The organism is Ruegeria alba, assembly GCF_022321465.1.
GTDB classification, from domain to species: Bacteria; Pseudomonadota; Alphaproteobacteria; order Rhodobacterales; family Rhodobacteraceae; genus Ruegeria_B; species Ruegeria_B alba.
In genome coordinates this window covers 317,286-342,489 of sequence record NZ_JAKOEM010000002.1, presented here as the reverse complement: position 1 = coordinate 342,489, position 25,204 = coordinate 317,286, and the positions used below count along the sequence as shown (strand labels likewise).

Sequence of the window (25,204 nt, the reverse complement as noted above, 5' to 3'; positions counted from 1 at the left end):
GCCCGCTATCCTAGCAGAAGAAGCGGCGTGGCCAAGCCCGGACACGGAGTGAGCAAATGAGCGACACGACAGCATCCTAGCAGAAGAAGCGGCGTGGCCAAGCCCGGACCGGGCCGGGGTCAAGGCGCGCGTGGCAGAACATCCTAGCAGAAGAAGCGGCGTGGCCAAGCCCGGACGTGAGGAAATCACCTATCGCGATGCCTTCCATCCTAGCAGAAGAAGCGGCGTGGCCAAGCCCGGACTGGCGAGGACTGCAACCGCTGGTCTGCGCCGATCCTAGCAGAAGAAGCGGCGTGGCCAAGCCCGGACTATCGGCGCTTCGACGGAACCCCTGTGTGGATCCTAGCAGAAGAAGCGGCGTGGCCAAGCCCGGACAAGAATTGCCGTGAAATCGCCCCCCCCCCCGCGCTGGATGCGTCGTCCTACAATCACCCAGCCACAGCCTGAGAGCTTCCGAACCCGGTCGCGGCAGACGCAAACGCGACTCCAATCCAAGAAATTTCAACGGCTTGAATTTCGTCAATATCTACATGGGCTTATGAGAAATTCACCAAAATGGCGCAGTCATGAGGTCCGGAGAATATCGGCCCTGAGAGACCGCTTCCGGGCCACCCAGTGCCACTGCCAGTGCTCAGCCCCGCCCGTATAACCCTTGAATATAACGGAAAAATCCGGCCGCGGCCGGATCGGGAGAACGCTTTCGCGAGGGCAAGTGGCGGAGCCGATGGGATTCGAACCCACGAGACCCTTCCGGGCCTACTCCCTTAGCAGGGGAGCGCCTTCGACCACTCGGCCACAGCTCCGCTGACCCGTTTATGGATTTCATCACCCAAGGACAAGGCGAAATTGCGGTTTTTTTGTACGCTCTGGCGATTTGTTCATGTCTCGGCGGAGTCAGGCGCCGCCACCGCTAGTGCGGTCATGCTGGCCGAAACCTGCTCGAGAAACTGAGCGCCGATGGCCGAAATCGGACGACCGTGCGCTGTGACGACGATGACATCCAACAGGATACGGGGTGAAAACCGGCGCAGGACATAGCCGTTGCGATCGTCGCTGGACAAGGTGAACGGGTCGACCAGCGTAACCCCAAGCCCCTGTTTCACCAGGTTGAGCGCGTTGCGGAACAGGTCTGTCTGGCAACGAATTCTCAGGTTGGCACCTTCGCGATGAAACGCCTCACGGGCGCGGCGGGTCACCATATGGTCGGCGCCCATGACGATAAAGGGCACATCGTCCAGCAGCGTGGGCGTCAGTTCATCGTGCCGGGCCAGCGGGCTGTCGGCCGGCACCGCGCATTGGATTTCAAAGAAGAACGGGATCCAGTCCAGCCCGTCGGTTCGCACGGGCTGTTCGCAGATGCCGATCTCGAACAGGCCGGCGATCACCCAGTCCTGAATCTTGGCCGAGTATTGCGACTGAAAGGCGACGGTCAGGTTAGGTTTGTCGGCAGCAAACCGCGCGATCTGTTCAGGCAGAAAGCCAAAGGCCATGGCGTGGTTGGTGGCCACCTGCAATTGCCCGGCCTTCTGGTTCTGCAGGTCGACCACCGCCTGATTGACCTGGCCCAGCCCGCGCATCACCGTGTCGACCTCGTCGAACAGAACCATTGCCTCGGGCGTAGGCAACAGGCGACCACGATTGCGTTCGAAGAGTTTGAGACGGGTTTGCCGCTCCAACTGCGCCAGAAGGTTGGAAATGGCGGGCTGTGACACGCCCAACCGTTCGGCGGCACCTGTCACGGTGCCAGTCTCGATAATGGCGTGAAACGCCTGATAGTGGCGAAAGAAACGGCTCATATCACTTAGAATATCATCAGAAATGATGCCTTGTGCAAATCTTAGTATTGGAAATGATGCAAAAGCTTCCGCACACTCTCCTTGGGTCAACGGGGATTGAAGATGGGCGATCTTGAGCAAAAGATCATGGGATTCGATCTGTGGCACCTGGCCTTGCCAGTCGTGTCCGCGCGCGACCACGGGATCGGACGGGTCGAGGGAAGCTGCGAGATCGTCCTGCTGCGCCTTGTCGCCGAAGGTGGCGCCGAGGGGTTTGGCGAGGCCTCGCCCTGGTCGGTCTTTACCGGCACGCCCGAGGCGAGCTATGCGGCGCTTGATCGCTACTTGCGTCCACTGGTGATCGGGCGGCGGGTCAGTGACAGGGTCGCGATCATGGAAGAGGCTGCCCGTGCCGTCGCCCATTGCACCGAGGCGAAGGCGGCGCTGGACAGCGCGTTGCTGGATCTGACGGGCCGCATTTCAAACCTGCCGGTCTGGGCGCTGCTTGGTGGCAAATGCCGCGACACGATCCCGCTCAGCTGTTCCATCGCCAACCCGGATTTCGACGCCGATATCGCGCTGATGGAGCGGTTGCGGGCAGATGGCGTGGGGTTGATCAAGCTAAAGACCGGTTTTCGAGACCATGCCTTTGACATCATGCGGCTGGAACGGATCGCGCGCGATTTCCCCGAGTTCCGGGTGCGCGTCGATTACAATCAGGGGCTTGCGATCGAAGAGGCGGTGCCGCGCGTGCTGGATGTGGCGCGGTTCCAGCCCGATTTCATCGAACAGCCGGTGCGGGCGCATCATTTCGAGCTGATGGCCCGGCTGCGTGGGATGAGCGATGTGCCCCTGTTGGCGGATGAGAGCGTCTATGGCCCCGAGGACATGGTGCGGGCCGCACGCGAAGGCATCTGCGACGGCGTCTCGATCAAGATCATGAAATCCGGTGGGCTGACGCGGGCCCAGACAGTGGCCCGGATCGCCGCAGCCCATGGGCTTATGGCCTATGGCGGCGACATGTTCGAGGCCGGGCTGGCGCATCTTGCCGGCACGCACATGATCGCCGCCACTCCCGAAATCACGTTGGGATGCGAATTCTATCAGGCCAGCTATTTCCTCAAGGAGGATATTCTGGAAACGCCGTTCCGGGTCGAGGCGGGCCAGGTCATCGTGCCTGACGGGCCGGGGCTGGGCGCGCGGGCCGATCCCGGCAAGCTTGACCACTATGCCGTCAGAAAATCGGGGTGACCCACTCAATGGCAACTTATCGACATTTTGTTGACGTTTTGGAAATGTGTGGCATGCTGACGCTTAGGGAATCGGATATGGCCCGTGCTCTTGCCGGTTGGGGAAAAACATGACGGATACCGCAAAGACCATTGCGATCATCGGCGCTGGCATCGTCGGGGTGTCCACCGCGATCTGGTTGCAGCGCGACGGGCACAAGGTGGTGCTGATCGACCGCGCCGGACCCGCCGAAGGCACGTCATACGGTAATGGTGGCGTGCTGGCCTCTTGCGCGATCGTACCGGTGAGCACGCCGGGCCTGATCGGCAAGGCACCCAAGATGCTGTTCAACCCGAATGAACCCTTGTTTCTGCGGTGGGGATATCTGCCCAAGCTGACACCTTGGCTGGTGCGGTTCCTTCGTCGGGCCAATGCAAGCGACGCGGCGCAGACCGCAGCGGCGATGGCGCCTATCATCGGCGACAGCCAGGCCGACCATCTGGCGCTGGCGCAGGGAACCGGCGCCGAGAAATGGGTCGTGCCCTCGGACTATCTGTTCCTCTACAACGACCGTGCCCACTATCAGGGGGACGCGTTCACCTGGGACCTGCGGCGGCAGAACGGCTTTGCCTGGGATGAGATGGAGGCCGATGAATTCCGCGCCTATGATCCGGCTTTCTCCACCGATCTGCGGTTTGCCATCCGCCTCAAGGATCACGGGCGCATCACCGATCCGGGCCAGTACGTCAAGGATCTGGCCGCGCATGTGGTCGCCTCGGGCGGGAAGCTGATCAAGGCCGATGTCGAGGATATCGCGCGGGAAAACGGCCGTGTCACCGGGGTGCGCGCCGGTGGCCAGACCATCCCCTGCGATGCTGCCGTTGTCGCCACCGGGGTCTGGTCCGGACCACTGGCCAAGAAACTGGGCCTCGACGTGCCGCTCGAGGCCGAGCGCGGCTATCATATCGAGTTCTGGAACCCGAATTTCATGCCGAAATCACCGGTCATGGTGGCCGCGCGCAAGTTCGTCGCCACCCCGATGGAGGGCCGCTTGCGCCTGGCCGGGGTGGTCGAGTTCGGCGGGCTCGAGGCGGGGCCGTCCCGTGCCCCGATCGAGTTGCTCAAGCGCAGCGCGGCGGCGGTGTTTCCCGGACTCAAGGCCGACGAGGTGACCGAATGGCTGGGCCACCGTCCGGCGCCTGCGGATTCGATCCCGGTGATCGGCGAACTGCCGCATCTCAAGGGCGCCTTTACCGGCTTTGGTCATCACCATGTCGGCCTGACCGGCGGCCCGAAAACCGGTCGCATCCTGGCGCAGCTCATCTCGGGGCGGCAGCCCAACATTGACCTGAGCGTCTATTCACCGGCACGCTACACGAAGGCCGGGCAAAACTGAGAACCTGAAAACGAACCAACCAACTAGGGAGACTACGATGAAAAAACTGACAACTCTTCTGGCCGCTACAGCGCTGACCTCGGTCGGCGCCCTGTCCGCCACTGCTGAAACGTGGGACATGCCGCTGGCCTATTCCGGCTCGAACTTCCATTCGGTGACCGCGGCAGAGTTCGGCAATTGCGTCACCACCGGCACCGGCGGCGAGATCGAGATCGTCACCCATCCGTCGGGCTCGCTGTTCAAGGGCGCCGATATCAAGCGCGCCGTGCAGACCGGTCAGGCGCCGATCGGCGAGCGCCTGTTGTCGGGCCACCAGAACGAGAACGCGCTGTTCGGTTTTGACTCGGTACCTTTCCTCGCCACCTCGTTTGACGATGCCGACAAGCTTTGGAAGGCCGCCAAGGAACCGCTGTCCGCGCTTCTGGCCGAGCAGAACCTGACCCTGCTCTATTCGGTGCCGTGGCCGCCGCAGGGCCTGTATTTCAAGAACGAGGTGAATTCGGTCGCCGATATGAAAGGCATCAAGTTCCGCTCGTACAACAACGCCACCTCGCGGCTGGCGGAACTGACCGGCATGCTGCCGGTGACCATCGAGGCGGCCGAAATCAGCCAGGCCTTTGCCACCGGTGTGGCGGATTCGATGATTTCGTCCGGTTCCACCGGCTATGACCGCAAGGTCTGGGAATCGCTGAACTATTTCTACGAGGTCGATGCCTGGCTGCCGCGCAACTACGTGTTCGTGAACTCGGATGTCTGGTCGGGCGTGAGCGATCAGAACAAGAACGTGATCCAGGCCTGTGCCGGGCTGGCCGAGTATGCGGGCAATTGGCGGTCCAAGGAATACACGGGCTTTACCCTTCAGGGTCTGCGAGATGGCGGCATGACCGTCGGTCCGGCTTCGGATCAGCTGGTGGCCGAGCTGAAAGAGATCGGTGTGACCATGACCAGCGAGTGGCTCGAAGCTGCCGGTGATCAGGGCCAGGCCATCGTCGACGCCTTCAAGGCCGACTGAGCGACGGGATGCGGCGCGGGCGGCGGGTTGTCCGCCGCCCGCCTCGATCCGGCTGATTTTTCCGAAACGGAGGATGTGTCATGGCGCTACTGAGAGGTTTGCGCAGCGGACTGGATTTGCTCTATCTCATCGCAGGCGTTCTGGCCGCGATGTGCCTGGTCGGCATATTGGGGCTGATCGTGGTGCAGATGCTGGCCCGCTGGACCGGCGAAGTGTTTCCGGGTGCGCCCGACTATGCGGGTTACGCCATGGCAGCGGCCTCGTTTCTGGCCTTTGCAAACGCGCTGAACCGGGGCAGTCATATCCGCGTTTCGATCCTGCTCAACGCGGTGCCCGACGGGCTGCGCCGCTGGATCGAGGTCTGGTGCTTCGGCATCGGCACGGCGGTGATGTGGTATTTCGTCTGGTACGCCTATCGCTTTGTCTATTGGAGCTGGAAGTTCAACGACATCAGCCAGGGACAGGACCGTACCCCGCTATGGATCCCGCAATCGGCGATGCTCTTGGGCGCCGTGATCCTGGCCATCGCACTGACCGATCACCTGATCCACGTCATCTTCAAGGGCGATCACCGTATCACGCGGGATCTCGCCGACCAGAGCCACGGGGAGTAGACGGCGATGGAAAACCTATCGGTCATCATTCTGTTTCTCTTCGTCCTCTTCACCCTTCTGGGCACCGGCGTCTGGGTCGGGCTGGCGCTGATGGGCGTGGCCTGGGTGGGGATGGAGCTGTTCACCACCCGCCCCGTGGGCGATGTCATGCTCACCACGATCTGGTCGGCCTCTTCCAGCTGGACCCTGACGGCGCTGCCGATGTTCATCTGGATGGGAGAGATCCTGTATCGAACGCGCTTGTCCGAGGACATGTTCAAGGGGCTATCGCCCTGGATGGCGCCGCTGCCCGGTGGGCTGGTGCATACCAATATCGTCGGCTGTACCGTCTTTGCCGCCGTGTCGGGCTCGTCCGCGGCCACGCTGACCACAGTGGGCAAGATGTCGATCCCCGAATTGCGCAAGCGCAAATACCCCGAGCGGATGATCATCGGCACGCTGGCCGGGGCGGCGACGCTGGGCCTGATGATCCCGCCCTCGCTGACGCTGATCGTCTATGGCGTCACCATCAACGAGTCGATTACCAAGCTGTTCTTTGCCGGTATCCTGCCGGGGCTGGTGCTGGCGGCGATGTTCATGGGCTATGTCGCGATCTATTCCCGCATTGGCAAGGATTGGAGCCCCAATCCCGAACCCAAGCTGAGCTTTGCCGAGAAAATCCGCAATTCGCGATTCCTGGCGCCGGTGATCACGCTGATCGTGGTGGTGATCGGGTCGATGTATCTGGGCTATGCCACCGCGACCGAGGCCGCCGCATTTGGTGTCATCGGCTCGCTGCTCCTGGCGCTGGGACAGGGATCGCTGAGCTGGAAGACCTTTGCAGAAAGCCTGATGGGCGCCACCCGCACCAGCGCGATGATTGCGCTGATCCTTGCCGGCGCGGCCTTTCTGTCGCTGTCGATGGGTTTTACCGGCCTGCCGCGCGGGCTGGCCAACCTGATCGCCGCCTGGGACCTGTCGCGGTTCGAGTTGCTGATGGTGCTTCTGGTCTTTTACGTCATCCTTGGCTGTTTCCTAGACGGCATCTCCTCCGTGGTGCTGACCATGGCGGTGGTCGAGCCGATGATCCGCGATGCGGGCATCGACCTGATCTGGTTCGGCATCTTCATCGTGGTGGTGGTCGAGATGGCGCAGATCACGCCGCCGATCGGCTTCAACCTCTTCGTTTTGCAGGGGATGACCAATCACGAGATGAGTTACATCGCCCGCGCCGCCATTCCGATGTTCCTGATCATGGTGCTGATGGTGTTCGTACTGATCCTGTTCCCCGATCTGGCCACCTGGTTGCCGGACAATCTGAGAGCGGGTCCGGGGCAGTAGCGCCCGGCCGGCAAGGGAGCAGGGATAATGCAACAGGCGCTGGCCTTTGTTGCCCGGCATGGCAGGCTGGGCCTGATGGTGGGGTTGGCCGCTGGCCTGGCCCTGCCCGGGCTGGCGGCGGTAATGCGGCCCTGGATCCCGCAACTGGTGGCGCTGTTGCTGTTCCTGACCGCCTTTCGCATCGGCCCGGTCGATGCGGCAGGCTCGCTGGCGGACCTGACCCGAACCGCCCGCCGGGTTCTGGTGCTGCAACTGGCGCTGCCGATCCTGTTCCTGTTGGGCCTGCACCTGCTGGGCTTGCCGGTAACGCCATTGGCGCTGGTGGCGGCGCTGGTTCTGGCTGCGCCCTCGGTCACCGGCTCGGCCAATTTCACCATCCTGCTGGGGCATGACCCGGCGCCGGCGCTGCGGCTCTTGATTCTGGGCACGGCGCTGTTGCCGCTGACCGCGATTCCGGTGTTCTGGCTGTTGCCCGCCTTTGGCGACCCGGCCGAGGTGTTTGGCGCCGCCCTGCGCCTGCTAACGGTCATCCTTGCGGCGGCGGGCTGCGGTTTTGCCCTGCGCCATTGGGGTGCGCGGCATCTGAGTGATCTGAACCGCCGCGCGCTGGACGGGCTGACGGTGATCGCGCTGGCGGTGATCGTGATCGCGCTGATGTCAGCGGTGCGCCCGGCCATGACCGAACGCCCGGGCGAGCTGGTCTTTTGGCTGCTGGCGGCTTTTGCCATCAATCTGGGCGGGCAGGCCCTGTGCTTTCTGACCCTGCGCGCCACGGGCGGCGCCGATCCGGTGCCCACTTCGATCGTTGCGGGCAACCGCAACTTTGCTCTGTTCTTTGTCGCTCTGCCCAGCGAAGTGACCGAGCCGCTGTTGATCTTTCTGGGATGCTACCAGTTTCCCATGTACCTGACCCCGACCCTGATGCGGAGGCTCTATGACCCGCGCTGACCCCTTTCCCCTGATACGGACCGTCGGTCTGGATGGTGCACTCGTCACCTTTGCCGACACCATGACCGAACCGTCGAACCGGGCCGCGCTGGCCTTTCGCGGCGCGCTGCACGAGGCCGGGTGGGAGGGCGTAGTGGAAAGCTCGACCTCGCTCGCCTCGGCCTATCTGCGCTTTGACCCGCTGCGCCTGAGCCATGCCGAGGTGCAGGCCCGGCTGGCCGCCCTGCTGGCCGAACGCGACTGGTATGCCGCGCCACTGCCCTCGGGCCGCAAACTGTGGCGGGTGCCCACGGTCTATGGCACCGATCTGGCGCCGCAGCTCGAGGACGCCGCCGCCGCCGCGGGTCTGGACGTGGACGAGGCGGTCCGCCGTCTGGGAAAATCGCGCGTGCGGGTGCTGACCATCGGTTTTGCGCCTGGCCAACCCTATCTCGGGCCACTGGCGCCCGAGTTCGACATCCCTCGCCTGCAACAGCTCACCCCGATGGTGCCCGAGGGAGCGCTGGTATGTGCCATACGCCAGCTCATCGTCTTTGCAGGCCCCACACCCACCGGCTGGCGCCATATCGGCCAGACCGCGTTCCGTTGCTTCCGCCCGGGGATGGAGCCGACATTCGCGCTTAACCCCGGCGACGAAATGGTGTTCGAACCTATCGAGCGGGCGGAACTGGAGCATATCCGCGCCCATAACGAGGACGGCACCGGCGGCGCCACGGTCGAGGAGATCGCGGCATGAGCCTGATCGTCCACCGCATCGGCCCCGCCTGCACCATCCAGGACCAGGGGCGTGAAGGCTACCTGGACCAGGGCCTGTCCCGCTCGGGCGCCGCCGATCTGCGCGCGCTATACGAAGGGGCGGCGCTGCTCCGTCAGAAACCCGATCTGGCGGCGCTGGAAATGGCCGGCATGGGCGGCGAGTTCGAGGCCGTCTCGCCTGTGCGCATCGCACTCACCGGTGCACCGATGCAGGCCAGCATAGACGGCAGCCCGGTCGCCTGGAACGCCTCGCACGCGCTGGCCAAGGGCCAGCGGCTGAGCATCGGCGCGGTGTTGCGTGGCGGCTATGGATATCTGCATCTGGGTGGCGGCATTGCAACCGAGCCTTTTCTCGGCTCGCGCTCGGCGCATCTGGCGGCGCGGGTCGGCCGCGCTGTCGCCGTGGGCGATACGCTGGAAAACGGGCCGGACAAGGGCGAGGCGGGCATGAAGATCGCCGCCGAAGATCGGTTCGGTGGCGGCACCCTGCGGGTGGTGGCCAGTTTCCAGACCGCACTGTTCGATGCCGAAACCTTGGCCCGGTTCGAGGCGACCGAGTTCCGCCGTGGCCCGCGCGCCAACCGGATGGGCATGCAGATGGACAGCGACGGTCCGGGTTTTGCCGCTAAGGGGCAGCTCAACATCCTGTCCGAGGTGATCTCGCCCGGCGACATCCAGATGACCGGCACCGGCAACCCGTTCATCCTGCTGCCCGAATGCCAGACTACGGGCGGCTATCCCCGGATCGCGACCGTGTTGCCCTGCGACCTGCCGCGCGCGGCACAGACGCCGCCGGGGGGCGCGGTACGCTTTCAGTTCGTGTCGCTGGACGAGGCGGTCACGCTGCACGCGACCTGGCTCAAGGACCTTGCGCGGCTGTCAGCTCGGGTCGATCCACTGGTGCGCGACCCGCATGACATTCCCGACCTTCTGTCCTACCAACTGATCAGCGGCGTCGTGTCCGCCAATGACTGAGGAGCATAGCATGACCCAAGTGGACCTGAACGCCGACATGGGCGAAAGCTTTGGCCCCTGGAAGATGGGCGACGATGACAGCCTGCTGAAGATCATCACCTCGGCCAATATCGCCTGCGGCTTTCATGCGGGCGACCCGGACGTGATGGCGAAGACCATGGCGCTTGCGGCGGAAAACGGCGTGGGTATCGGCGCGCATCCGGGTTTTCCCGACCTGCAAGGGTTCGGTCGGCGCAACATGAAGGTGCCGCATGACAGCCTGCGCAACATGGTGCGATATCAGTTGGGCGCCGCGTTGGGCATGGCGCGGGCGGTGGGCACGCAGGTCCGGCATCTGAAACTGCACGGGGCGCTGGCCAACATGTGCTCGGTCGATCAGGACATGGCGCGTGCCTGTTACCAGGGCGCGCTGGACGTCGCCCCCGATATCATCATCATGGTGCTGGCGGTCACCAAACAGGAACAGGCGGTGCGCGAACTGGGCTGCAAATGGGTGGGCGAGATCTTTGCCGACCGCGCCTATAACGACGACGGCACGCTGGTCGACCGGTCGCTGCCCGGCGCAGTTATCCATGACCCGGAGGTGGCCGGGCCGCGCATGCTCGAAATGGTGCGCGCGGGCGCCATCATAACCGAAAGCGGCAAACATCTTGAGAGCTCGGTCGACACGATCTGCCTGCATGGCGATGGGCCGACCGCTGTCCAGATCGCCCGCTCGGTGCGGGCGTGCCTGGAAGAGGGCGGCGTCCGCGTCACCGCATTCGAACGCTGAGCGAGCGGGAAAAGAAAAGGCCGCAGCTTGGGACTGCGGCCAATACTCACGAGGTCGTCGTGCGCCGGGCCTTATGACGGCCCGATCATGAAACAGGTGACGTTGCGGGCCTGAAGTCGGCGGCAGGCGCGGTCGGCCTGATCGCGGGTCATGCCCTGAAACGTGGCTTCGAACCCTTTCGAGGACTGGTGCACCTTGCGCAACGAACCGTCCAGTGTCGACACTTCGGCCAGCGCGGTGCGCAGCAACACCTTTTCCGCGTCATAGCGGTTGGGATAGCGCCCGATATTGATGCCCCAAAGATGCCCGCCCGAGGTCGACAGCCGGGTGACCACCTCGCGTTCGGGTTCCGGTTCGGCATCGGGTTCAACCGCTGCAAGGATCAGGTTTTCAGGCCGCATGCTGGGACGGACGCCCACATCGGGAGCGTCGGTTTTCTGCGTGACGACATCGGCCTGGGCCATGGCGGCATTGATGCCGGCCTGAATGCGGTCTTCGTCTTGACGGGCGGTTTCGGCAACCGCCTGTGCAACAACGGTGGCGATAGCGCCGCCCGGGCGCTGATTGGGTCGCAGGCTGCTGCTGGGGGCGCCGGCGACGCGCACGGTTTTCGAGCTTTCCCCGACCTCGCCTGCATAGAGCGGCATGTCGGGACGTCGGATCGGTGCACGCGACGGCGCCTTGCGGAAACCGAGATCCAGCAACTCGGCGACCTTGGCGTTGCGCGCGGTGCTCGATTTGCCGCCAAAAACGGTGGCGATCACCCGCTCGTCGCCGCGCTTGGCCGAGGCGACAAGGTTGAAGCCGGCCGCCTGAGTATAGCCTGTCTTGATCCCGTCGGCACCCTGATAGGCGTCCAGCAGGCGGCGGTTGGTATTGGCAACGGTCTTGATCCCGGCGCTGGTCTGGCGGCGCGAGAACAGGTTGTAGTACTGCGGGTAATCATACAGCAGATGCCGCCCCAGCGTGGTCATGTCACGCGCGGTGCTGAGATGGCCGGATTCGGTCAACCCATGGGCGTTCTTGAACGTGGTGCGCGTCATCCCCAGCGCCTTGGCAGTACGGTTCATGCGCCGGGCAAAGGCGGCCTCTGACCCGGAAATGGCAATCCCGATCGAGGTGGCGGCATCATTGGCCGACTTCACCGCGGCGGCCCGAACCAGATAGCGAAAGGCGATTTTCTGACCCGCGCGCAGGCCCAGTTTCGAGGGCGGTTCCTTGGCCGCGAACGGGTCGATCCGCACCTGGGTGTCCATGGTCAACTCGCCATTCCGGACCGCCTCGAAGGCGATATAGAGCGTCATCATCTTGGTAAGAGAGGCAGGGTGCAGACGGGTATCGGCATTGGTGGAATGCAACACCTCACCGGTCCGCGCGTCGATCACCATCGCCGCATAGGGAGCTGCCCTGACAACGCCAGCGAGAACCGCGATCATCCAGAACGCGAAGAATAGCATTAGGCCCAAACGGGCCGGCATTGTTTGCCGAACCTGCACGATCATTGCCTCTGTCTGCCTCACGCCGCCGGTTTCCGGCTGGCTAGTTTGTTTTGCTTGCTACAAGGCTAACACAGCGGATTCCCGAAATAAACCCGCCCGCTGCATGCTTCGGCGGATTTTCCTTCGCTCAAGTGAACCATATGTAGGGGCTGGTTCAAAGCCTGACCCAACACCGGCGATCATGGCAATTTTGTGGCGCGAGACCACGTGATTCGAATGTGTACGCTTCGTAACACAGGTCACAAGACATGTTGGTTCTGCGTCAGTCGAGCCGCGCGACAAAACTGGCCAAGGCACCTAGGTCGGGCAGGCTGTGAAACCGGGACCGGTCCTCGGGCGGGTCGGCCCTTTCGATCTCCCATTCCAGGCCGTGAGGCACATGAACGCCCCAGGCCCCCGCCTGGATCGGCGCCAGCACATCCGAGCGCATGGAGTTGCCGACCATCATCGCCCGACCGGCCCCCTCGCCATGACGTTCGAAGACCCTCTCATAGGTTTTGGCCGTCTTTTCCGAGACGATTTCGACCCCGTGAAACAGGTCGCCCAGCCCTGATTGCGCCAGCTTGCGTTCCTGGTCTATCAGGTCGCCCTTGGTGATCAGCAGCACACGATGGGTCTGCGCCAACGCCTCGACCGTGGCGCGGGCATGCGGCAACAGCTCGATCGGGTGCGCCAGCATCTCTTGCCCGGCCTCGATCAACTGCCGGATCACGGCCGCGGGTACCCGATCCTCGGTCACCTCGATCGCGGTTTCGATCATCGACAGGGTGAACCCTTTGACCCCGTAGCCATAGTGGCGGATGTTGCGCCGTTCGGCGGCCAACAGCCGCTCCATCAGGTGATCGGCTTCGGCGAAATCGGCCAGCAGCCCTGCGAAATGGTCCTGCGTCATTTGAAAGAACCGCTCGTTATGCCAGAGCGTATCATCGGCATCAAAGCCGACAGTGGTCAGATTTTGCGCCATCTGTCGCGTTTGCTTTCTCTTTTCCATTTCCACGCTAAGGTTATATAAGCTTGCGACCAAACCGAACCCGGAATCGGAAACGCGCACCCCATGACCGCACAACAGCACATGATGTCGGACAAGCATGACCAGGACAACGATGCCTCGGTCCTGTTGCAGACGCGCCCCAGGACCAAGCGCCCGCCGCTGTACAAGGTGCTGCTGCTGAACGACGACTACACGCCGATGGAATTTGTCGTGCATGTGCTGGAACGGTTCTTTGGCATGAACCACGCGCAGGCGTTCGAGATCATGCTCACCGTACACAAGAAGGGGGTCGCGGTGGTTGGTGTGTTCAGCCACGAGATCGCCGAGACCAAGGTCAGCCTGGTGATGGATTTCGCCCGCCGTCATCAGCACCCGCTGCAATGCACCATGGAAAAAGAGGACTGATGCCGCGCCATTTGCGCCGCAAGGTCCCGGAACGGATATCCGAACATGTCTTCGCGTCTTGAGCTTGCGCTGGCCTCGGGGCTGGACCTGACCACGCCTGTTTCGGTGCTGGGTCCGACGCCCGATCACGACCTGTCGGCGCTGCCGCCCGATACCGAGGTGGTGCAACCTTATCGCCCCTGGCACGACCATTTCGCCGCGCGCGGCTTTCATACCGTGGCGCAGTCGGATGCGCCCTGTTCTGATGCGGTGGTATTCCTGCCGCGCGCCAAGGCGCTGGCGCGCGCGATGGTGGCCGAGGCGTGCCGCCGTGCCTCCGGTCAGGTGGTGGTGGACGGGGCCAAGACCGAGGGGATCGACAGCCTGCTGAAAGACATTCGCAAGCGGGTCGTGGTCGAGGGGCCTTTGTCCAAGGCGCATGGCAAGATTTTCTGGTTCCGCGTCGATGCGGTGGATTTTTCCGACTGGACCCCACCCGGCGATCAGCGGGTCGCAGGGTTCCGCACCGCGCCCGGCGTGTTTTCCGCCGATGGGGTCGATCCGGCCTCTGCCCTGCTGTTGGCCGCGCTGCCGAAGAAGCCCGGAAAGGTGATCGCCGATCTGGGCGCGGGCTGGGGGTATCTGTCTGCGGGGGTCCTGGCGCGCGAGGGGGTGCGAGCGCTGCATCTGGTCGAGGCCGACCATGTCGCGCTGGACTGTGCACGCACCAATATCGACGATCCGCGCGCCAGCTTTCATTGGGCAGACGTGCTGAGCTGGCAAGCACCCGAGCGGCTGGATTGCGTTGTGATGAACCCGCCGTTTCACACCGGGCGTGCCGCCGAACCGTCGCTTGGCCAGGGCTTCATCGCGGCGGCCGCGCGCAATCTGTCCGGGTCGGGGCAGCTCTGGATGGTGGCCAACCGGCACCTGCCCTACGAGGCGGCGCTGAACGAACGGTTCCAGCAGGTGGACGAGGTCGCGGGCGACAACCGGTTCAAGGTTTTCCACGCCTCTCGCCCCCGGCGCTGAACCCGGCTAAGTTGCGCCCAAAGTCAGGAGAAAGCTCATGTCCTTTTCCATCGCAGGCAAGACCGCCATCGTCACCGGCGCGGCCAACGGTATCGGCCTTGCCATCGCGCGCCAATTCGCTTCGGCCGGGGCCAATGTCATGTTCGCGGACATGGACGAAAAGGGGCTGGAGGAGCAGCTGGGCGATTTTGCCGAAGATGGCAACATCCGCTATTTCGCCGGCGACCTGCGCGAGCGGCTGACAGTCGCCAACCTGCTATCCGCCACGATAGACGCTTTCGACCAGATCGACATTCTGGTCAACGGTGCACGGCAGGTGATTCCCACCGATCCCTTGGATTCCGAGGACGACTCGGTGCGCGTGGCCCTGAATCAGAACCTGTTCCCGGCCTATCGCCTCAGCCAGGCGGTGGCCAAGAGAATGATCAAGCAGGCTGGCGAAAACGGCGAAGGGCAGGCCGGTGCGATCATCAACCTGAGCTCGGTCGCCGCCCGGCGGACTCACCCCGACCTCTTGGCTTATTCGGTCTCGACCGCCGCGCTGGACCAGATGACCCGCGCCTTGGCGGTGGCACTGGCGCCACAGCGGATCCGGGTCAATGCCATTGCCATCGGCTCGGTGATGAGCGCTTCGCTGCAAGTGGCGCTGAAGGACAACCGCGACTTTCGCAAGGATATCGAGCGGCACACGCCGCTGGGCCGGGTCGCCGCCGCGAACGAATTGGTGCTGACCGCGCAATATCTGGCCTCGGATGCGTCGAGCTTCATGACCGGACAGATCCTGACGGTCGATGGCGGTCGCACCCTGCTGGACCCGGTGGCCGCCCCCGCGCATTGAAGGAAGACCAGATGTTCGAGACCGAGAAATCCACCGCCTCCGCCTGGTTCCGCGATCTGCGTGACCAGATCGTTGCCGCATTCGAGGGGCTGGAAGACAGCCATTCCGAGGGGCCGTTCAGTGACATGGCGCCGGGCCGGTTCGAGGTGACCGAGACCACGCGGCAATCCGACGATGGTTCGGACGCGGGCGGCGGGCTGATGAGCGTGATGCGCGACGGCCGGGTGTTCGAGAAGGTCGGCGTCAATATCTCGACCGTCTACGGCACGCTGGGTGAGCGGGCGCAGGCGGCGATGGCCGCGCGCAAGGGCATTCCCGGCATGGCGGACGATCCGCGTTTCTGGGCCTCGGGCATCAGCCTGGTGGCGCATATGCAGAACCCGCATGTGCCGGCGGTGCATATGAACACGCGCATGTTCTGGACCCCGCATGCCTGGTGGTTCGGGGGCGGCTCGGACCTGAACCCCTGTATCGAATACGCCGAGGACACAGCGCATTTTCACGCCACGCAGAAGGCGCATCTGGACCCGCATGGGAGCGAGCATTATCCCCGCCTCAAGGCCTGGGCGGACGAGTATTTCTATATCCCGCACCGCAAGCGGGCGCGCGGCGTCGGCGGTATCTTCATGGATGATTTGTGTACCGGTGACTGGCAGGCGGATTTCGCGCTGACGCAGGATATCGGTCGCGCCTTCCTGCCCGCCTATCTGCCGCTGGTCGAACGCCGCCGGGTGCAGCCGTTCGATGAGGCCGAGAAGGAGGCGCAACTGGTGCATCGCGGGCTCTATGCCGAATACAACCTGGTCTATGACCGGGGCACCAAATTCGGGCTGGAGACCGGGCATGACGCCAACGCGGTGCTGATGAGCCTGCCACCGCTGGCGAAATGGATCTGACCAGGGCGGGCGGGGGGCGCTGCCCCCGTCACCTGCGGTGACTCCCCCGGAGTATTTTCGGCAAAGTGAAGGGGCGGGCCGGTTTACCCATTGTCAGGGACGGAGCCAGAAATCGTCGGTCAGCCGGTCGTAGCAATAGTTCTGTGCCATCGACGCTGTCATGTTGTCGCCGACCTTTTTGACGCTGATCGAATAACCCGGGTTGGTATCGGCGCCTTGGGGTGGTTGCAGGGAGAACTGCACGCCCTTGCGGCCCTTGACCGTGACCGCCGGTCCCACCGCCTGCCACAGGTAGATGCGCTGGGTCGCGCTGGTGCGCAGCACGCGGATGGCGTAATCACCCGCGCCGCACCAGAAATCCTTGGGCGCGGAACCATGCCGGTTGACCACTTCGAACACCCCCTTGCTGACGGGATAGACTTCGAACCGGTTGAAGGCCTGAAACCCCATCGCCATACCGGGCAGCAGCAACGCCGCGGTGACGAGGGTCCAGCCTGTCCTGCGCCATGTCATGGTATTACTCCTGCTCTTCAATGAGTTGGCCGGGACAGGATAACGGGATTCGCCGCTAGCGCCAATGATGACGGCACGCGTCAGGCGCTGCGCCAGCCGGCCTCGCGCAAGGCGGCGCCATAGCTGGGGGCGGTTTTCATCCGGCCACCCAGCCCCTTGTCGAGGAGTAGCGCGTGCATCCGGGGCAGGTTGTAGCAGGGCACATGCATGATCATGTGGTGTTCGAGGTGGTAGTTCACCCAATAGGGCGCCACCAGCAGGCGCGCGATCGGCCCGGCAAGGGTGGTGCGGACGTTCCGGAACGGGTCCTCGGATTGTTCGGTGGCGCCATGTTCGGCGATATTGCGGATGCGCAGGACGAACTGGAACCAGGTGAGATAGGGCAGGATCCAGAAGGCCAGCCCCCACCACCAGTCGCCTGCAAGGCTCATCGCCAGGGCGACGGCCAGAAACACCGGCAGCGATTTCCACAGTTGCGGCGCCTTGAAGCTTTGCGCGAAATCGGACGCGGCGGCCTTGATCGCCTCGTCATCGCCAGCAAGGCGGAAGGACATCAGGATCTGACCGGTCAGCTGCTTGATCCCGGTACGCCCGGTCAGGTCGCGCGCGAATTTCCGTTTCATCGAAGCATGCGACGTGGGGAATTTCGACGACAGGACAAGGTCGGGGTCCTTGTCTGTCTGGGTAAAGCGATGGTGGGTCAGGTGGTAATGGCGATAGGCCGCCAGTTCCGCCAGGATCGGACGGCCACAGAGCCATTCGCCCACCAGATCGTTGAGCCGTCGGTTGCGGAACAGCGCGTTATGCGCCGCCTCGTGCATCAGGATGGCAAGGCCCAGCTGGCGCGAGCCGATCACGATCACCGCCAGCACAAAGGTCAGCGGGTTGGACCAAAGCCCAAACAGCGCCACAGCCAGCGCAATGGTGCCCCAGCAATGGGCGACCAGCCAGACGCCCATCAGGTCCGACCGTTCCGCCAGCGGACGGATTTCCTCGGTGTTGAGATAGGCCTTTCCCGGTGTCATGCGTGGTCCTCCATGGCGGAAAGGGTCTCAGGTCGGGGACGGGCCTGTCAAACAGAGCGCCACGTCATTCCGGGGGCAGGCCGAGATCGATCAGGATCTGGATATTGGCTTCGTCGGCCGCTACCCAGCGCGCCCAGATCGGAAAGCGGAAGGCGCGGCGCCAGAATTCAGCCGTCAGGGCCGGGTATCTTTCGCGTGCTTGAGCAAGGTAATGCGCAGCCTTGTCCCGGTTGCCAAGCTTGGCGTGTTTCAGCGCGGTGGCCATGAAGACGAAGTAGTCCGCATTGGGAAACCGGCAGGCGGTCTCATAGGCGGCCAGCGCCTCGGGATCGGCGGCGTCGGTGTTGCGAAAAGTGAAGGCATTGCCAAGCTGGAACCAGAAGCCCCAGGCCATCGGGTCCTTGGGGTTCAGGCGCAGTGCGGTGCGGGCGGCCCGCTCCAGCCGGTCGCAATCGAGCCTTTGCATGAACAGGCAGGCGTGGCAGCGACCGAAATGCAGCACCGCGTTGTTGGGATTGAGCGCCTCGGCCTTGTCCAGCGCGTCGGCGGCATCCTGTTCCCGCCCGGTTATAGCCAGCAGGACGCCCAGCGCGACATAACCGATTTCAAGGCGATCGTCGCGCTCGATGGCTTGCGCAGCATGGTCTAGCCCAGTCGAGATTTCGGCGGCCGGGTCGCGCGTCCGCCCGGTAATGACCTTCACCCAGGCGAGGCGCGCCAGCAGCGCGTGCGGCAAGGCGAAATCCGGATCGGCGGCAATGGCGCGGGTGTAGAAGGCATGTGCCTGCGAATAACCCTCGTCGGTGTAGCGGGTGAATTCGGAATAACCCTTTTGGCACATCTCCCAGGCGGTCAGGCTGTCGGTGGGCTTGCGGCGCGCCAGATTACGTTCGTGCGCGCCCAGTTCCGGCTCCACCCCGGAAACGATGGCGGCGGTCAGCTCGTCTTGCAGATCGAACAGATCGGCCATGGTCCGGTCCCAGCGTTCGGCCCAGACATGGGCGCCGGTCCGGGCATCGATCAGCTGCGCGGTGGCGCGCAGCCGGTCGCCTGCGCGTCGGACGGAACCCTCGACCACATAACGCACGCCCAGTTCCTCGGCGATCTGGCGCACGTCCTTGTGGCTGCCCTTGTAGGCAAAGGCCGAGTTGCGGGCGATCACGGTCAGGGTGCGGAAGCGGCTGAGTTCGGTGGTTACGTCCTCGACAATGCCATCGGCCAGGAAGTCCTGTTCCGGGTCGGCCGACATGTTGTCAAAGGGCAGGATGACAACGGCGGGCAGTTCGGTGCGCACCAGGGATTTGTCCGCGGCGCAGGCGATGCCCTCTGCGTCCACCCGCCAGACCTCGACCGGGTCGGGGATGTTCTTGACCGGCTGCGGGCCCAGTTCGATCAGCTCGGCGGCGACCTTGCCGCGCACCTGGTCATGGACACTGCGGGAGATGCAGATGCCGCCGGGGGTGGCCAGGCTTTCGAGCCGGGCGGCGATATTGACCGCGTCGCCCAGGATATCGTCGCCATCGCTGATCACGTCGCCCAGGTGGATACCGACCCGGAACAACATCCGGGTGTCGGGGGCGTTTTCGGCCTGGTCGCGCGCCACCCGTTGCAGGATGGCGACGGCCGACCGCAGGGCGGCGACGGGCGAGGCGAACTCGACCAGCATGCCGTCGCCCATGGTCTTGATCAGCCGCCCGCCTTCGCGGGACAGGCCCGGGCGGATGATGTGGTCAAAGAGGTGGCGCAGGCGGGTGACCGTGCCTTCCTCATCCACAGCCATCAGGCGCGAGTAGCCCGACAGGTCGGCGGCGAGGATTGTGGTCAAGCGGCGGTCCATGCGGGGTCTCCGGGCGGGCGCAGCACTGCGCCCCGCCTACTATGCCCGGGGAACCGGCGATGGCAAAGCGGCAAAGGCCGCGCGGGTGGTCATCCGCGCCAGTCGAAAAAGCCCGGCCCCGCCTGTGCCAGCAGGTCACGCGCCATCTGGGTACCCAGTGCCGGACCATCGGCCACGTCGCCGCTGCGGTCGAGCGCGATCGCCTCGGACCCGTCGGGGCGCAGTACCTCGCCGCGCAGACGCAGGGTGGTGCCGTCCAGCTCGGCCAGACCGGCGATGGGGGTTTCGCAGGACCCGTCGAGTGCGGCGAGCAGCGCGCGCTCGGCGGCCAGCCGCTGATCGGTCTCGGCATGGTGGATGGCGGCCAGCATGTCACCGGCGCGGGTATCATCGGCGCGTCGCTCGATCCCGATGGCGCCCTGCGCGATGGCGGGCAGCATGTCGTCGGGCGAGATTGCGGTGGCGGGCACCTCGGCCATGTTCAGCCGCCGGATACCAGCCATGGCGAGGAAGGTGCATTCGGCGACACCTTCGGAGAGCTTGCGCAGGCGGGTCTGCACATTGCCGCGGAATTCGACCACATTGAGGTCGGGCCGACGGTTCAGCAACTGCGCCTTGCGGCGCAACGACGAGGTACCGACCACGGCGCCCTGCGGCAGGTCGCGGATTGCCGAATGGCTGGGCGAGATGAAAGCGTCGCGCACATCCTCGCGTGGCAGGAAGGTGTCGAGCACCAGGCCCGCGGGCTGTTCCACCGGCATGTCCTTGGTCGAGTGCACCGCGATGTCGATATCGCCGCGCAGCATCGCCTCTTCGATCTCCTTGGTGAAGAGACCCTTGTTGCCGATCTCTTTCAGCGGGCGGTCCGCCTCGATCATCGCGCGGTTGTCGCCGGTGGTGGTGATCACCACGATCTCGAATGCGTCCTCGGGCAGGTCGAATGCGGCACCAAGGCGGCGGCGGGTCTCATACGCCTGCGCCAGCGCCAAAGGCGAGCCACGGGTGCCGATCTTCAGCGGCGATGCGGGAGAGGGAAGTGCGATTTTCATGGACGTCAGCTTTAGTCGCGTCACATTGCCCTGACAATGGGGGCTGCGCTTGACAAATTGCCGCCGAACGCAGACCCGTGGCGCAAAGTGAAGGATGGGGGCAGATATGGCCGAGACAAAGAAACTGCTGCGGGTGCTGGCGGGCGAGGTGCTGGACACCCCGCCGATCTGGATGATGCGGCAGGCCGGACGGTACCTGCCCGAGTATCGCGCCACCCGCGCGCAGGCGGGCGACTTCCTGTCGCTGTGCTATAACCCCGAACTGGCTGCCGAGGTCACGTTGCAACCGATCCGCCGCTATGGGTTCGACGCGGCGATCCTTTTTGCCGATATCCTGTTGGTGCCGCAGGCGCTGGGGGCCGATCTGTGGTTCGAGACCGGCGAGGGGCCGCGTCTGTCGACTATCGGGGCGCAGGCGGATTTCGACCGGCTGAAGCCGGTCGAGGCGATCCACGAAACGCTGGCGCCAATCTATGAGACGGTGCGTATCCTGACCCGCGAACTGCCGTCAGAGACGGCGCTGATCGGCTTTGCCGGGGCGCCCTGGACGGTCGCCACCTATATGATCGCAGGGCGCGGCACACCGGATCAGGGCCCGGCGCATGCGCTGCGCGAGGGCAATCCGGCGCTGTTCGATGCGCTGATCGAACGGCTGACAGCGGCCACCATCGAATACCTGAGCGCCCAGATCGAAGCGGGCGCCGAGGTGGTCAAGATATTCGACAGCTGGGCCGGGTCGCTGAAGGGCGAGGCCTTCACCAAGTATGCGCTGGAGCCCTGCCGCGAGATCACAAAGGCGCTGAAAGAGCGCCATCCCGGTATCCCGGTGATCGGATTTCCGCGCGAGGCCGGAGAGGGCTATGTCGGCTTTGCCAAGGCCACCGGCGTCGATTGCGTGGCGCTCGACAATTCGGTGACGCCCGACTGGGCGGCGGCGCATGTACAGGTGGATGGCTGCGTGCAGGGCAACCTGGCCTCGTCGCATATGGTGACCGGCGGTCAGGCGCTGGTGGACGAGACGCGGCGCATTGTCGAGGCGTTTTCCAAGGGGCCGCATATCTTCAACCTGGGCCATGGCATCACGCCGGATGCCGATCCTGCAAACGTGCAGCTGATGATCGACACGGTGCGCGAAGGTTGAGTGCGGAGCGAGGGGCGCTGCCCCTCGCGCTCCCCGGAGTATTTTGGGCGAAATGAAGGGGCGGGTCAGGGAGTCCCGGGCTGGGCCAGTTCTGCAAGGATCTCCGCCGTGTGTTCCCCGCGCGCGGGACTGGGTTTCGGCTGCCAGTCGCGGTCTTTGAAACGGGGAGCGGGGGCGGCCTGAAGCGTGCCGTCGATCTCGGCCCAGGTGCGGCGGGCGGCGTTCATCGGCTGGTGCTGCGCCTCGTGCGGGCTGAGGACGGGCGCGACACAGGCATCGGTGCCGAGGAAGAGATCGGCCCAGTGGTCGCGCGGCTGTGTCGCGAAAAGCGCGGCGAGGCGGGCGGTGAGCGAGGGCCATAGCTTCGGATTGAACTGCTGCGAGAACTCGGGGTCGTCCAACAGGCCGAGCCGCTCCAGGAAGAGCGCATAGAACTTGGGCTCGAGGCATTGCACGGTGATGTGGCCGCCATCGGCGCAGGCATAGGTCCGGCTCCAATGCGGCCCGTCGAGCAGGCTGCGGCCGCGTGTCTCGGACAGGCTGCCGGTCTGGCCGAGGCTCATCAGCAGGTTCATCATATGGGCCGAGCCGTCATAGATCGCGGCATCGACCACCGTGCCCTGCCCGGTGGCGCGGGCATTCAGCAGGCCCGCGAGCAGGCCGGTCACCAGATACATGGCGCCGCCGCCGATATCGCCCACCAGTGTCGCGGGCGTCTGCGGCGCATCGCCGGGGGCCGAGCCGTACCAGAGCGCGCCCGAGAGCGAGATATAGTTGAGGTCATGCCCGGCGGCATGGGACAGCGGCCCGTCCTGGCCCCAGCCGGTCATCCGGCCATAAACCAGCGCCGGGTTCAGCGCATGGCACTCCGTAGGACCAAGGCCAAGCTTCTCCATCACACCGGGGCGGAAGCCTTCGATCAGGGCATCGGCACTGGCGATCAGGGCGCGGGCGGTGGCGACGTCTGCGGCATCCTTGAGGTCGAGCGCGATGGAGCGTTTGCCGCGGTCCAGAAGCGAACGCTCCGGCATGCCGGGTGTCACCGCGCCGCCCTTGCGATGCACGGTGATCACGTCGGCGCCCAGATCCGCCAGCAGCATGGCGGCAAAGGGCCCGGGGCCCAGCCCCTCGATCTCGACGATGCGGATGCCGTTCAGCATGATGCTCTCCTTCTCTTTGCGGCAGGTTCCCGGCCCCGCGTGCCGAAATCAAGCGCGGCGGTGACGCATGACGTGGCGTTGCGTTTTGTGCGCGCCGTTTCGCATGCTCTGCTAGGGTGCAGTCAGGGAGGAAGACATGTCCGTTGTTGCCTATGAAAAGGACGGGCGTATCGCCCGGATCACGCTGAACCGGCCCGAGGTGATGAATGCCATCAATGATGAGCTGCCCGGCGCGCTGGCCGCTGCCGTGGCGCGGGCCGATGCCGATCCGGGTGTGCATGTGATGGTGCTGTCGGGGGCGGGGCGCGCATTCTGCGCGGGCTATGACCTGACCTATTACGCCGAGGGCAACGGGGCGGGCGACGTGACCCAGCCGATGCCCTGGGATCCCATAAAAGACTATCGGTTCATGTGGGCCAATACCCAGCACTTCATGTCACTCTGGCGGGCGGTGAAACCGGTGTTGTGCAAGGTGCACGGCTTCGCAGTGGCGGGCGGGTCGGATATCGCACTATGTGCCGATATGACGATCATGGCCGAGGATGCGCAGATCGGGTACATGCCCTCGCGGGTCTGGGGCTGTCCCACCACGGCGATGTGGGTCTATCGGCTGGGGGCCGAACGGGCCAAGCGGATGCTGTTCACCGGCGACAAGATCACCGGGCGTCAGGCGGCGGATATGGGGCTGGTGCTGGAGGCGGTGCCGGCGGAGCGTCTGGACGACCGGGTCGAGGAACTGGCCGCGCGTATGGCGACGGTGCCGATCAACCAGCTGGCGATGCAGAAACTGGTGATCAACCAGGCGATCGAGCAGACCGGGCTGATGCAGACCCAGCGGCTGGCAACGATTTTCGACGGCATCACCCGGCACAGCCCCGAAGGCATCCATTTCAAGGAACGGGCCGAGGCGGTGGGCTGGAAACAGGCGGTGGACGAGCGCGATCAGGGCACCTGGGACTGGACAGCGAACGAGGCGATCCCCAAGCGGAACCGCTAGGCTCAGACCCGGCCCGCGCGGCTGCCCGACCTTACGCCAGTTCTGCGCTGGCGTTGTTCGCGCAGGAACACGAACAGGCCTGAACCTGCGATCAGCGCCATTCCGGCCCAGACCTCCCAATCCGGCAGATCGCCCCAGATCATCCAGCCCCAGAATACCGCCAGCGGCAATCCGACATATTCGAAGGGCGCCACCGTTGCCGCGTCGGCCTGGCGATAGGCCTGTGCCAGGCAATAGCCGATGATGGCCGAGTTGAGACCCAGACCGGTCAGGAACAGCCAGTCCTGTCCGCTGGGCCATGTCCAGGCGCGCAGCAGAAAGATCAGGCTGGGGTCCGAGCTTTCGTCGACGAACCGACCATCGCCCGCGACCAGATAGAACAATGCGCCCACCAGGATGAACATCAGCTGGATATAGACCGAAAGGGCCGAGGCCTTGCTGCTGACGCCCAGCTTGCGCGTCATCAGTTGCAGCAGCGCATAAGTCAGGGCAGACAGAACCGGCAGCAGCAGGACAAGCCTGCTTGCCTCCAGGCTTTCGGCCCCTTGCCACGGGCGCTGCATCAGGATCACGCCCGAAAAGCCGACCAGCACCGCGCCCAGGCGCATCGGGCCGACACGCTCTTTGAGGATTGGCACCGACAACAGCGTGATGAACAGCGGTGCTGCAAAGAACAGCGCCGTCACATCCGCCAGAGGCGCCACCGCCAGCGCGGCAAAAAAGCTCATGTTCGAGATCACGACCAGCAGGCCGCGCAGGGCGTGCAGGAAGGGATGTCGCGTTTTCAGGATGCGCAAGCCACCCTCAATCCAGACCAGCCCAAGCGACAGCACGATCCCCACCGCCGAGCGGGTAAAGACGATCTGGTGCAACGGATAGGCGCCCGACAACTGCTTGACCAGCATGTCGTTGAGCGAAATGGCAAGCATTCCGGCCATGATAAAGGCAATTCCGGCACCTGGCCGGTGTTGTGCGGTCTCGGTCATATCGTGGATCCTGTCCGGGCGCCCGCGCCCTGTCTCTGGCTATCACGGTTTGGCCGGT

At 64.4% G+C, this 25,204-nt stretch carries 24 protein-coding genes, 1 tRNA gene and 1 CRISPR repeat array (1 of these 26 running past the window's edge); of the genes, 15 read left to right on the top strand and 10 right to left on the bottom strand.

Annotated features, from left to right (window positions below):
* Positions 1 to 375: direct repeats of the CRISPR family, unit length 36 nt; unit sequence ATCCTAGCAGAAGAAGCGGCGTGGCCAAGCCCGGAC; it reaches 720 nt to the left of the window's first position.
* Between the two features lie 338 nt (positions 376 to 713).
* Both MB818_RS05425 and MB818_RS05420 read right to left on the bottom strand, forming a co-directional pair.
* Positions 714 to 803 (bottom strand) — tRNA-Ser (locus MB818_RS05425).
* Positions 804 to 878: 75 nt separating this feature from the next.
* A complete protein-coding gene (locus MB818_RS05420) occupies positions 879 to 1,796 on the bottom strand; it encodes a LysR family transcriptional regulator (RefSeq protein ID WP_234165548.1) in 918 nt (305 codons plus the stop codon).
* Between the two features lie 102 nt (positions 1,797 to 1,898).
* Between MB818_RS05420 and MB818_RS05415 the strand changes: the two genes are divergently transcribed.
* The 9 genes from MB818_RS05415 to MB818_RS05375 all read left to right on the top strand — a co-directional run bounded on the left by MB818_RS05415 (position 1,899) and on the right by MB818_RS05375 (position 10,798).
* The gene (locus tag MB818_RS05415; protein WP_238904250.1) at positions 1,899 to 3,026 is read left to right on the top strand and encodes a muconate cycloisomerase family protein; all 1,128 of its coding nucleotides are present in this window, start codon (positions 1,899 to 1,901) and stop codon (positions 3,024 to 3,026) included.
* A gap of 109 nt (positions 3,027 to 3,135) precedes the next feature.
* On the top strand, positions 3,136 to 4,401 hold the full coding sequence (locus tag MB818_RS05410; protein WP_234137138.1) for an NAD(P)/FAD-dependent oxidoreductase: 1,266 nt from the start codon (positions 3,136 to 3,138) through the stop codon (positions 4,399 to 4,401).
* Positions 4,402 to 4,438: 37 nt separating this feature from the next.
* The gene (locus MB818_RS05405; RefSeq protein ID WP_234137139.1) at positions 4,439 to 5,413 is read left to right on the top strand and encodes a TRAP transporter substrate-binding protein; all 975 of its coding nucleotides are present in this window, start codon (positions 4,439 to 4,441) and stop codon (positions 5,411 to 5,413) included.
* 80 nt (positions 5,414 to 5,493) lie between these two features.
* Positions 5,494 to 6,027, top strand: a complete 534-nt coding sequence (locus tag MB818_RS05400) for a TRAP transporter small permease (protein WP_234137140.1) — start codon at positions 5,494 to 5,496, stop codon at positions 6,025 to 6,027.
* 6 nt (positions 6,028 to 6,033) lie between these two features.
* Positions 6,034 to 7,347 carry a TRAP transporter large permease gene (locus MB818_RS05395; RefSeq protein ID WP_234137141.1) on the top strand — a complete coding sequence of 438 codons (1,314 nt, stop codon included), beginning with the start codon at positions 6,034 to 6,036 and terminating at the stop codon, positions 7,345 to 7,347.
* 27 nt (positions 7,348 to 7,374) lie between these two features.
* Positions 7,375 to 8,295, top strand: coding sequence for a hypothetical protein (locus MB818_RS05390; RefSeq protein ID WP_238904248.1), 921 nt, complete (start codon positions 7,375 to 7,377; stop codon positions 8,293 to 8,295).
* Positions 8,282 to 9,031, top strand: coding sequence for a 5-oxoprolinase subunit B family protein (locus MB818_RS05385; RefSeq protein WP_234137143.1), 750 nt, complete (start codon positions 8,282 to 8,284; stop codon positions 9,029 to 9,031). The genes MB818_RS05390 and MB818_RS05385 overlap by 14 nt, the downstream gene beginning before the upstream one ends.
* A complete protein-coding gene (locus MB818_RS05380; protein WP_238904246.1) occupies positions 9,028 to 10,026 on the top strand; it encodes a 5-oxoprolinase subunit C family protein in 999 nt (332 codons plus the stop codon). The genes MB818_RS05385 and MB818_RS05380 overlap by 4 nt, the downstream gene beginning before the upstream one ends.
* A 10-nt stretch (positions 10,027 to 10,036) precedes the next feature.
* Complete coding sequence (locus MB818_RS05375) at positions 10,037 to 10,798, top strand: LamB/YcsF family protein (protein WP_238904244.1); 762 nt, start codon at positions 10,037 to 10,039, stop codon at positions 10,796 to 10,798.
* A 71-nt stretch (positions 10,799 to 10,869) separates the two neighbouring features.
* Here the strand turns inward: MB818_RS05375 and MB818_RS05370 are convergent, their stop codons facing one another.
* On the bottom strand, positions 10,870 to 12,255 hold the full coding sequence (locus MB818_RS05370; RefSeq protein WP_234216133.1) for a D-alanyl-D-alanine carboxypeptidase family protein: 1,386 nt from the start codon (positions 12,253 to 12,255) through the stop codon (positions 10,870 to 10,872).
* Between the two features lie 304 nt (positions 12,256 to 12,559).
* Positions 12,560 to 13,261 (bottom strand): HAD family hydrolase, encoded by a 702-nt coding sequence (locus MB818_RS05365; RefSeq protein ID WP_238904242.1) that lies wholly within the window; start codon positions 13,259 to 13,261, stop codon positions 12,560 to 12,562.
* A gap of 90 nt (positions 13,262 to 13,351) precedes the next feature.
* On the opposite strand from MB818_RS05365, the gene clpS reads away from it, so the two are divergent.
* From clpS to hemF, 4 genes are read left to right on the top strand one after another with little or no spacing between them, the layout of a single operon-like run.
* Positions 13,352 to 13,693 carry an ATP-dependent Clp protease adapter ClpS gene (gene clpS, locus MB818_RS05360; protein WP_234137148.1) on the top strand — a complete coding sequence of 114 codons (342 nt, stop codon included), beginning with the start codon at positions 13,352 to 13,354 and terminating at the stop codon, positions 13,691 to 13,693.
* 45 nt (positions 13,694 to 13,738) lie between these two features.
* On the top strand, positions 13,739 to 14,704 hold the full coding sequence (locus tag MB818_RS05355; protein WP_238904240.1) for a class I SAM-dependent methyltransferase: 966 nt from the start codon (positions 13,739 to 13,741) through the stop codon (positions 14,702 to 14,704).
* A gap of 37 nt (positions 14,705 to 14,741) precedes the next feature.
* On the top strand, positions 14,742 to 15,542 hold the full coding sequence (locus MB818_RS05350) for an SDR family NAD(P)-dependent oxidoreductase (protein WP_234137150.1): 801 nt from the start codon (positions 14,742 to 14,744) through the stop codon (positions 15,540 to 15,542).
* A gap of 11 nt (positions 15,543 to 15,553) precedes the next feature.
* Positions 15,554 to 16,438: an oxygen-dependent coproporphyrinogen oxidase gene (gene hemF / locus MB818_RS05345; RefSeq protein WP_238904238.1), complete on the top strand. Its 885-nt coding sequence runs from the start codon at positions 15,554 to 15,556 to the stop codon at positions 16,436 to 16,438.
* Positions 16,439 to 16,531: 93 nt separating this feature from the next.
* Here hemF and MB818_RS05340 read toward each other — a convergent pair whose 3' ends face one another.
* The 4 genes from MB818_RS05340 to hemC form a co-directional block, all read right to left on the bottom strand.
* Complete coding sequence (locus MB818_RS05340) at positions 16,532 to 16,951, bottom strand: hypothetical protein (protein ID WP_234142445.1); 420 nt, start codon at positions 16,949 to 16,951, stop codon at positions 16,532 to 16,534.
* 80 nt (positions 16,952 to 17,031) lie between these two features.
* Positions 17,032 to 17,976, bottom strand: a complete 945-nt coding sequence (locus MB818_RS05335; RefSeq protein WP_238904236.1) for a fatty acid desaturase family protein — start codon at positions 17,974 to 17,976, stop codon at positions 17,032 to 17,034.
* Between the two features lie 64 nt (positions 17,977 to 18,040).
* The gene (locus tag MB818_RS05330; RefSeq protein WP_238904234.1) at positions 18,041 to 19,813 is read right to left on the bottom strand and encodes an adenylate/guanylate cyclase domain-containing protein; all 1,773 of its coding nucleotides are present in this window, start codon (positions 19,811 to 19,813) and stop codon (positions 18,041 to 18,043) included.
* Between the two features lie 89 nt (positions 19,814 to 19,902).
* Entirely contained in the window at positions 19,903 to 20,862 is a 960-nt protein-coding gene (gene hemC, locus MB818_RS05325; protein ID WP_234142442.1) for a hydroxymethylbilane synthase, read from the bottom strand.
* 106 nt (positions 20,863 to 20,968) lie between these two features.
* Between hemC and hemE the strand changes: the two genes are divergently transcribed.
* Positions 20,969 to 22,003: a uroporphyrinogen decarboxylase gene (gene hemE / locus MB818_RS05320; RefSeq protein ID WP_238904232.1), complete on the top strand. Its 1,035-nt coding sequence runs from the start codon at positions 20,969 to 20,971 to the stop codon at positions 22,001 to 22,003.
* Positions 22,004 to 22,068: 65 nt separating this feature from the next.
* Here hemE and MB818_RS05315 read toward each other — a convergent pair whose 3' ends face one another.
* On the bottom strand, positions 22,069 to 23,163 hold the full coding sequence (locus tag MB818_RS05315) for a CaiB/BaiF CoA transferase family protein (RefSeq protein WP_238904230.1): 1,095 nt from the start codon (positions 23,161 to 23,163) through the stop codon (positions 22,069 to 22,071).
* Between the two features lie 136 nt (positions 23,164 to 23,299).
* Between MB818_RS05315 and MB818_RS05310 the strand changes: the two genes are divergently transcribed.
* A complete protein-coding gene (locus MB818_RS05310; RefSeq protein WP_234137158.1) occupies positions 23,300 to 24,160 on the top strand; it encodes a crotonase/enoyl-CoA hydratase family protein in 861 nt (286 codons plus the stop codon).
* A 2-nt stretch (positions 24,161 to 24,162) separates the two neighbouring features.
* Here the strand turns inward: MB818_RS05310 and MB818_RS05305 are convergent, their stop codons facing one another.
* Positions 24,163 to 25,146, bottom strand: a complete 984-nt coding sequence (locus MB818_RS05305; RefSeq protein ID WP_238904227.1) for a DMT family transporter — start codon at positions 25,144 to 25,146, stop codon at positions 24,163 to 24,165.
* Positions 25,147 to 25,204: the final 58 nt, after the last annotated feature.

Excerpts from the sequence above, each read along its gene's own strand:
- MB818_RS05420 (WP_234165548.1), bottom strand. The coding sequence starts at position 1,796 with ATGAGCCGTTTCTTTCGCCACTATCAGGCGTTTCACGCCATTATCGAG.
- MB818_RS05415 (WP_238904250.1), top strand. The coding sequence starts at position 1,899 with ATGGGCGATCTTGAGCAAAAGATCATGGGATTCGATCTGTGGCACCTG.
- MB818_RS05410 (WP_234137138.1), top strand. The coding sequence starts at position 3,136 with ATGACGGATACCGCAAAGACCATTGCGATCATCGGCGCTGGCATCGTC.
- MB818_RS05405 (WP_234137139.1), top strand. The coding sequence starts at position 4,439 with ATGAAAAAACTGACAACTCTTCTGGCCGCTACAGCGCTGACCTCGGTC.
- MB818_RS05400 (WP_234137140.1), top strand. The coding sequence starts at position 5,494 with ATGGCGCTACTGAGAGGTTTGCGCAGCGGACTGGATTTGCTCTATCTC.
- MB818_RS05395 (WP_234137141.1), top strand. The coding sequence starts at position 6,034 with ATGGAAAACCTATCGGTCATCATTCTGTTTCTCTTCGTCCTCTTCACC.
- MB818_RS05390 (WP_238904248.1), top strand. The coding sequence starts at position 7,375 with ATGCAACAGGCGCTGGCCTTTGTTGCCCGGCATGGCAGGCTGGGCCTG.
- MB818_RS05385 (WP_234137143.1), top strand. The coding sequence starts at position 8,282 with ATGACCCGCGCTGACCCCTTTCCCCTGATACGGACCGTCGGTCTGGAT.
- MB818_RS05380 (WP_238904246.1), top strand. The coding sequence starts at position 9,028 with ATGAGCCTGATCGTCCACCGCATCGGCCCCGCCTGCACCATCCAGGAC.
- MB818_RS05375 (WP_238904244.1), top strand. The coding sequence starts at position 10,037 with ATGACCCAAGTGGACCTGAACGCCGACATGGGCGAAAGCTTTGGCCCC.
- MB818_RS05370 (WP_234216133.1), bottom strand. The coding sequence starts at position 12,255 with ATGCTATTCTTCGCGTTCTGGATGATCGCGGTTCTCGCTGGCGTTGTC.
- MB818_RS05365 (WP_238904242.1), bottom strand. The coding sequence starts at position 13,261 with ATGGCGCAAAATCTGACCACTGTCGGCTTTGATGCCGATGATACGCTC.
- clpS (WP_234137148.1), top strand. The coding sequence starts at position 13,352 with ATGACCGCACAACAGCACATGATGTCGGACAAGCATGACCAGGACAAC.
- MB818_RS05355 (WP_238904240.1), top strand. The coding sequence starts at position 13,739 with ATGTCTTCGCGTCTTGAGCTTGCGCTGGCCTCGGGGCTGGACCTGACC.
- MB818_RS05350 (WP_234137150.1), top strand. The coding sequence starts at position 14,742 with ATGTCCTTTTCCATCGCAGGCAAGACCGCCATCGTCACCGGCGCGGCC.
- hemF (WP_238904238.1), top strand. The coding sequence starts at position 15,554 with ATGTTCGAGACCGAGAAATCCACCGCCTCCGCCTGGTTCCGCGATCTG.
- MB818_RS05340 (WP_234142445.1), bottom strand. The coding sequence starts at position 16,951 with ATGACATGGCGCAGGACAGGCTGGACCCTCGTCACCGCGGCGTTGCTG.
- MB818_RS05335 (WP_238904236.1), bottom strand. The coding sequence starts at position 17,976 with ATGACACCGGGAAAGGCCTATCTCAACACCGAGGAAATCCGTCCGCTG.
- MB818_RS05330 (WP_238904234.1), bottom strand. The coding sequence starts at position 19,813 with ATGGACCGCCGCTTGACCACAATCCTCGCCGCCGACCTGTCGGGCTAC.
- hemC (WP_234142442.1), bottom strand. The coding sequence starts at position 20,862 with ATGAAAATCGCACTTCCCTCTCCCGCATCGCCGCTGAAGATCGGCACC.
- hemE (WP_238904232.1), top strand. The coding sequence starts at position 20,969 with ATGGCCGAGACAAAGAAACTGCTGCGGGTGCTGGCGGGCGAGGTGCTG.
- MB818_RS05315 (WP_238904230.1), bottom strand. The coding sequence starts at position 23,163 with ATGCTGAACGGCATCCGCATCGTCGAGATCGAGGGGCTGGGCCCCGGG.
- MB818_RS05310 (WP_234137158.1), top strand. The coding sequence starts at position 23,300 with ATGTCCGTTGTTGCCTATGAAAAGGACGGGCGTATCGCCCGGATCACG.
- MB818_RS05305 (WP_238904227.1), bottom strand. The coding sequence starts at position 25,146 with ATGACCGAGACCGCACAACACCGGCCAGGTGCCGGAATTGCCTTTATC.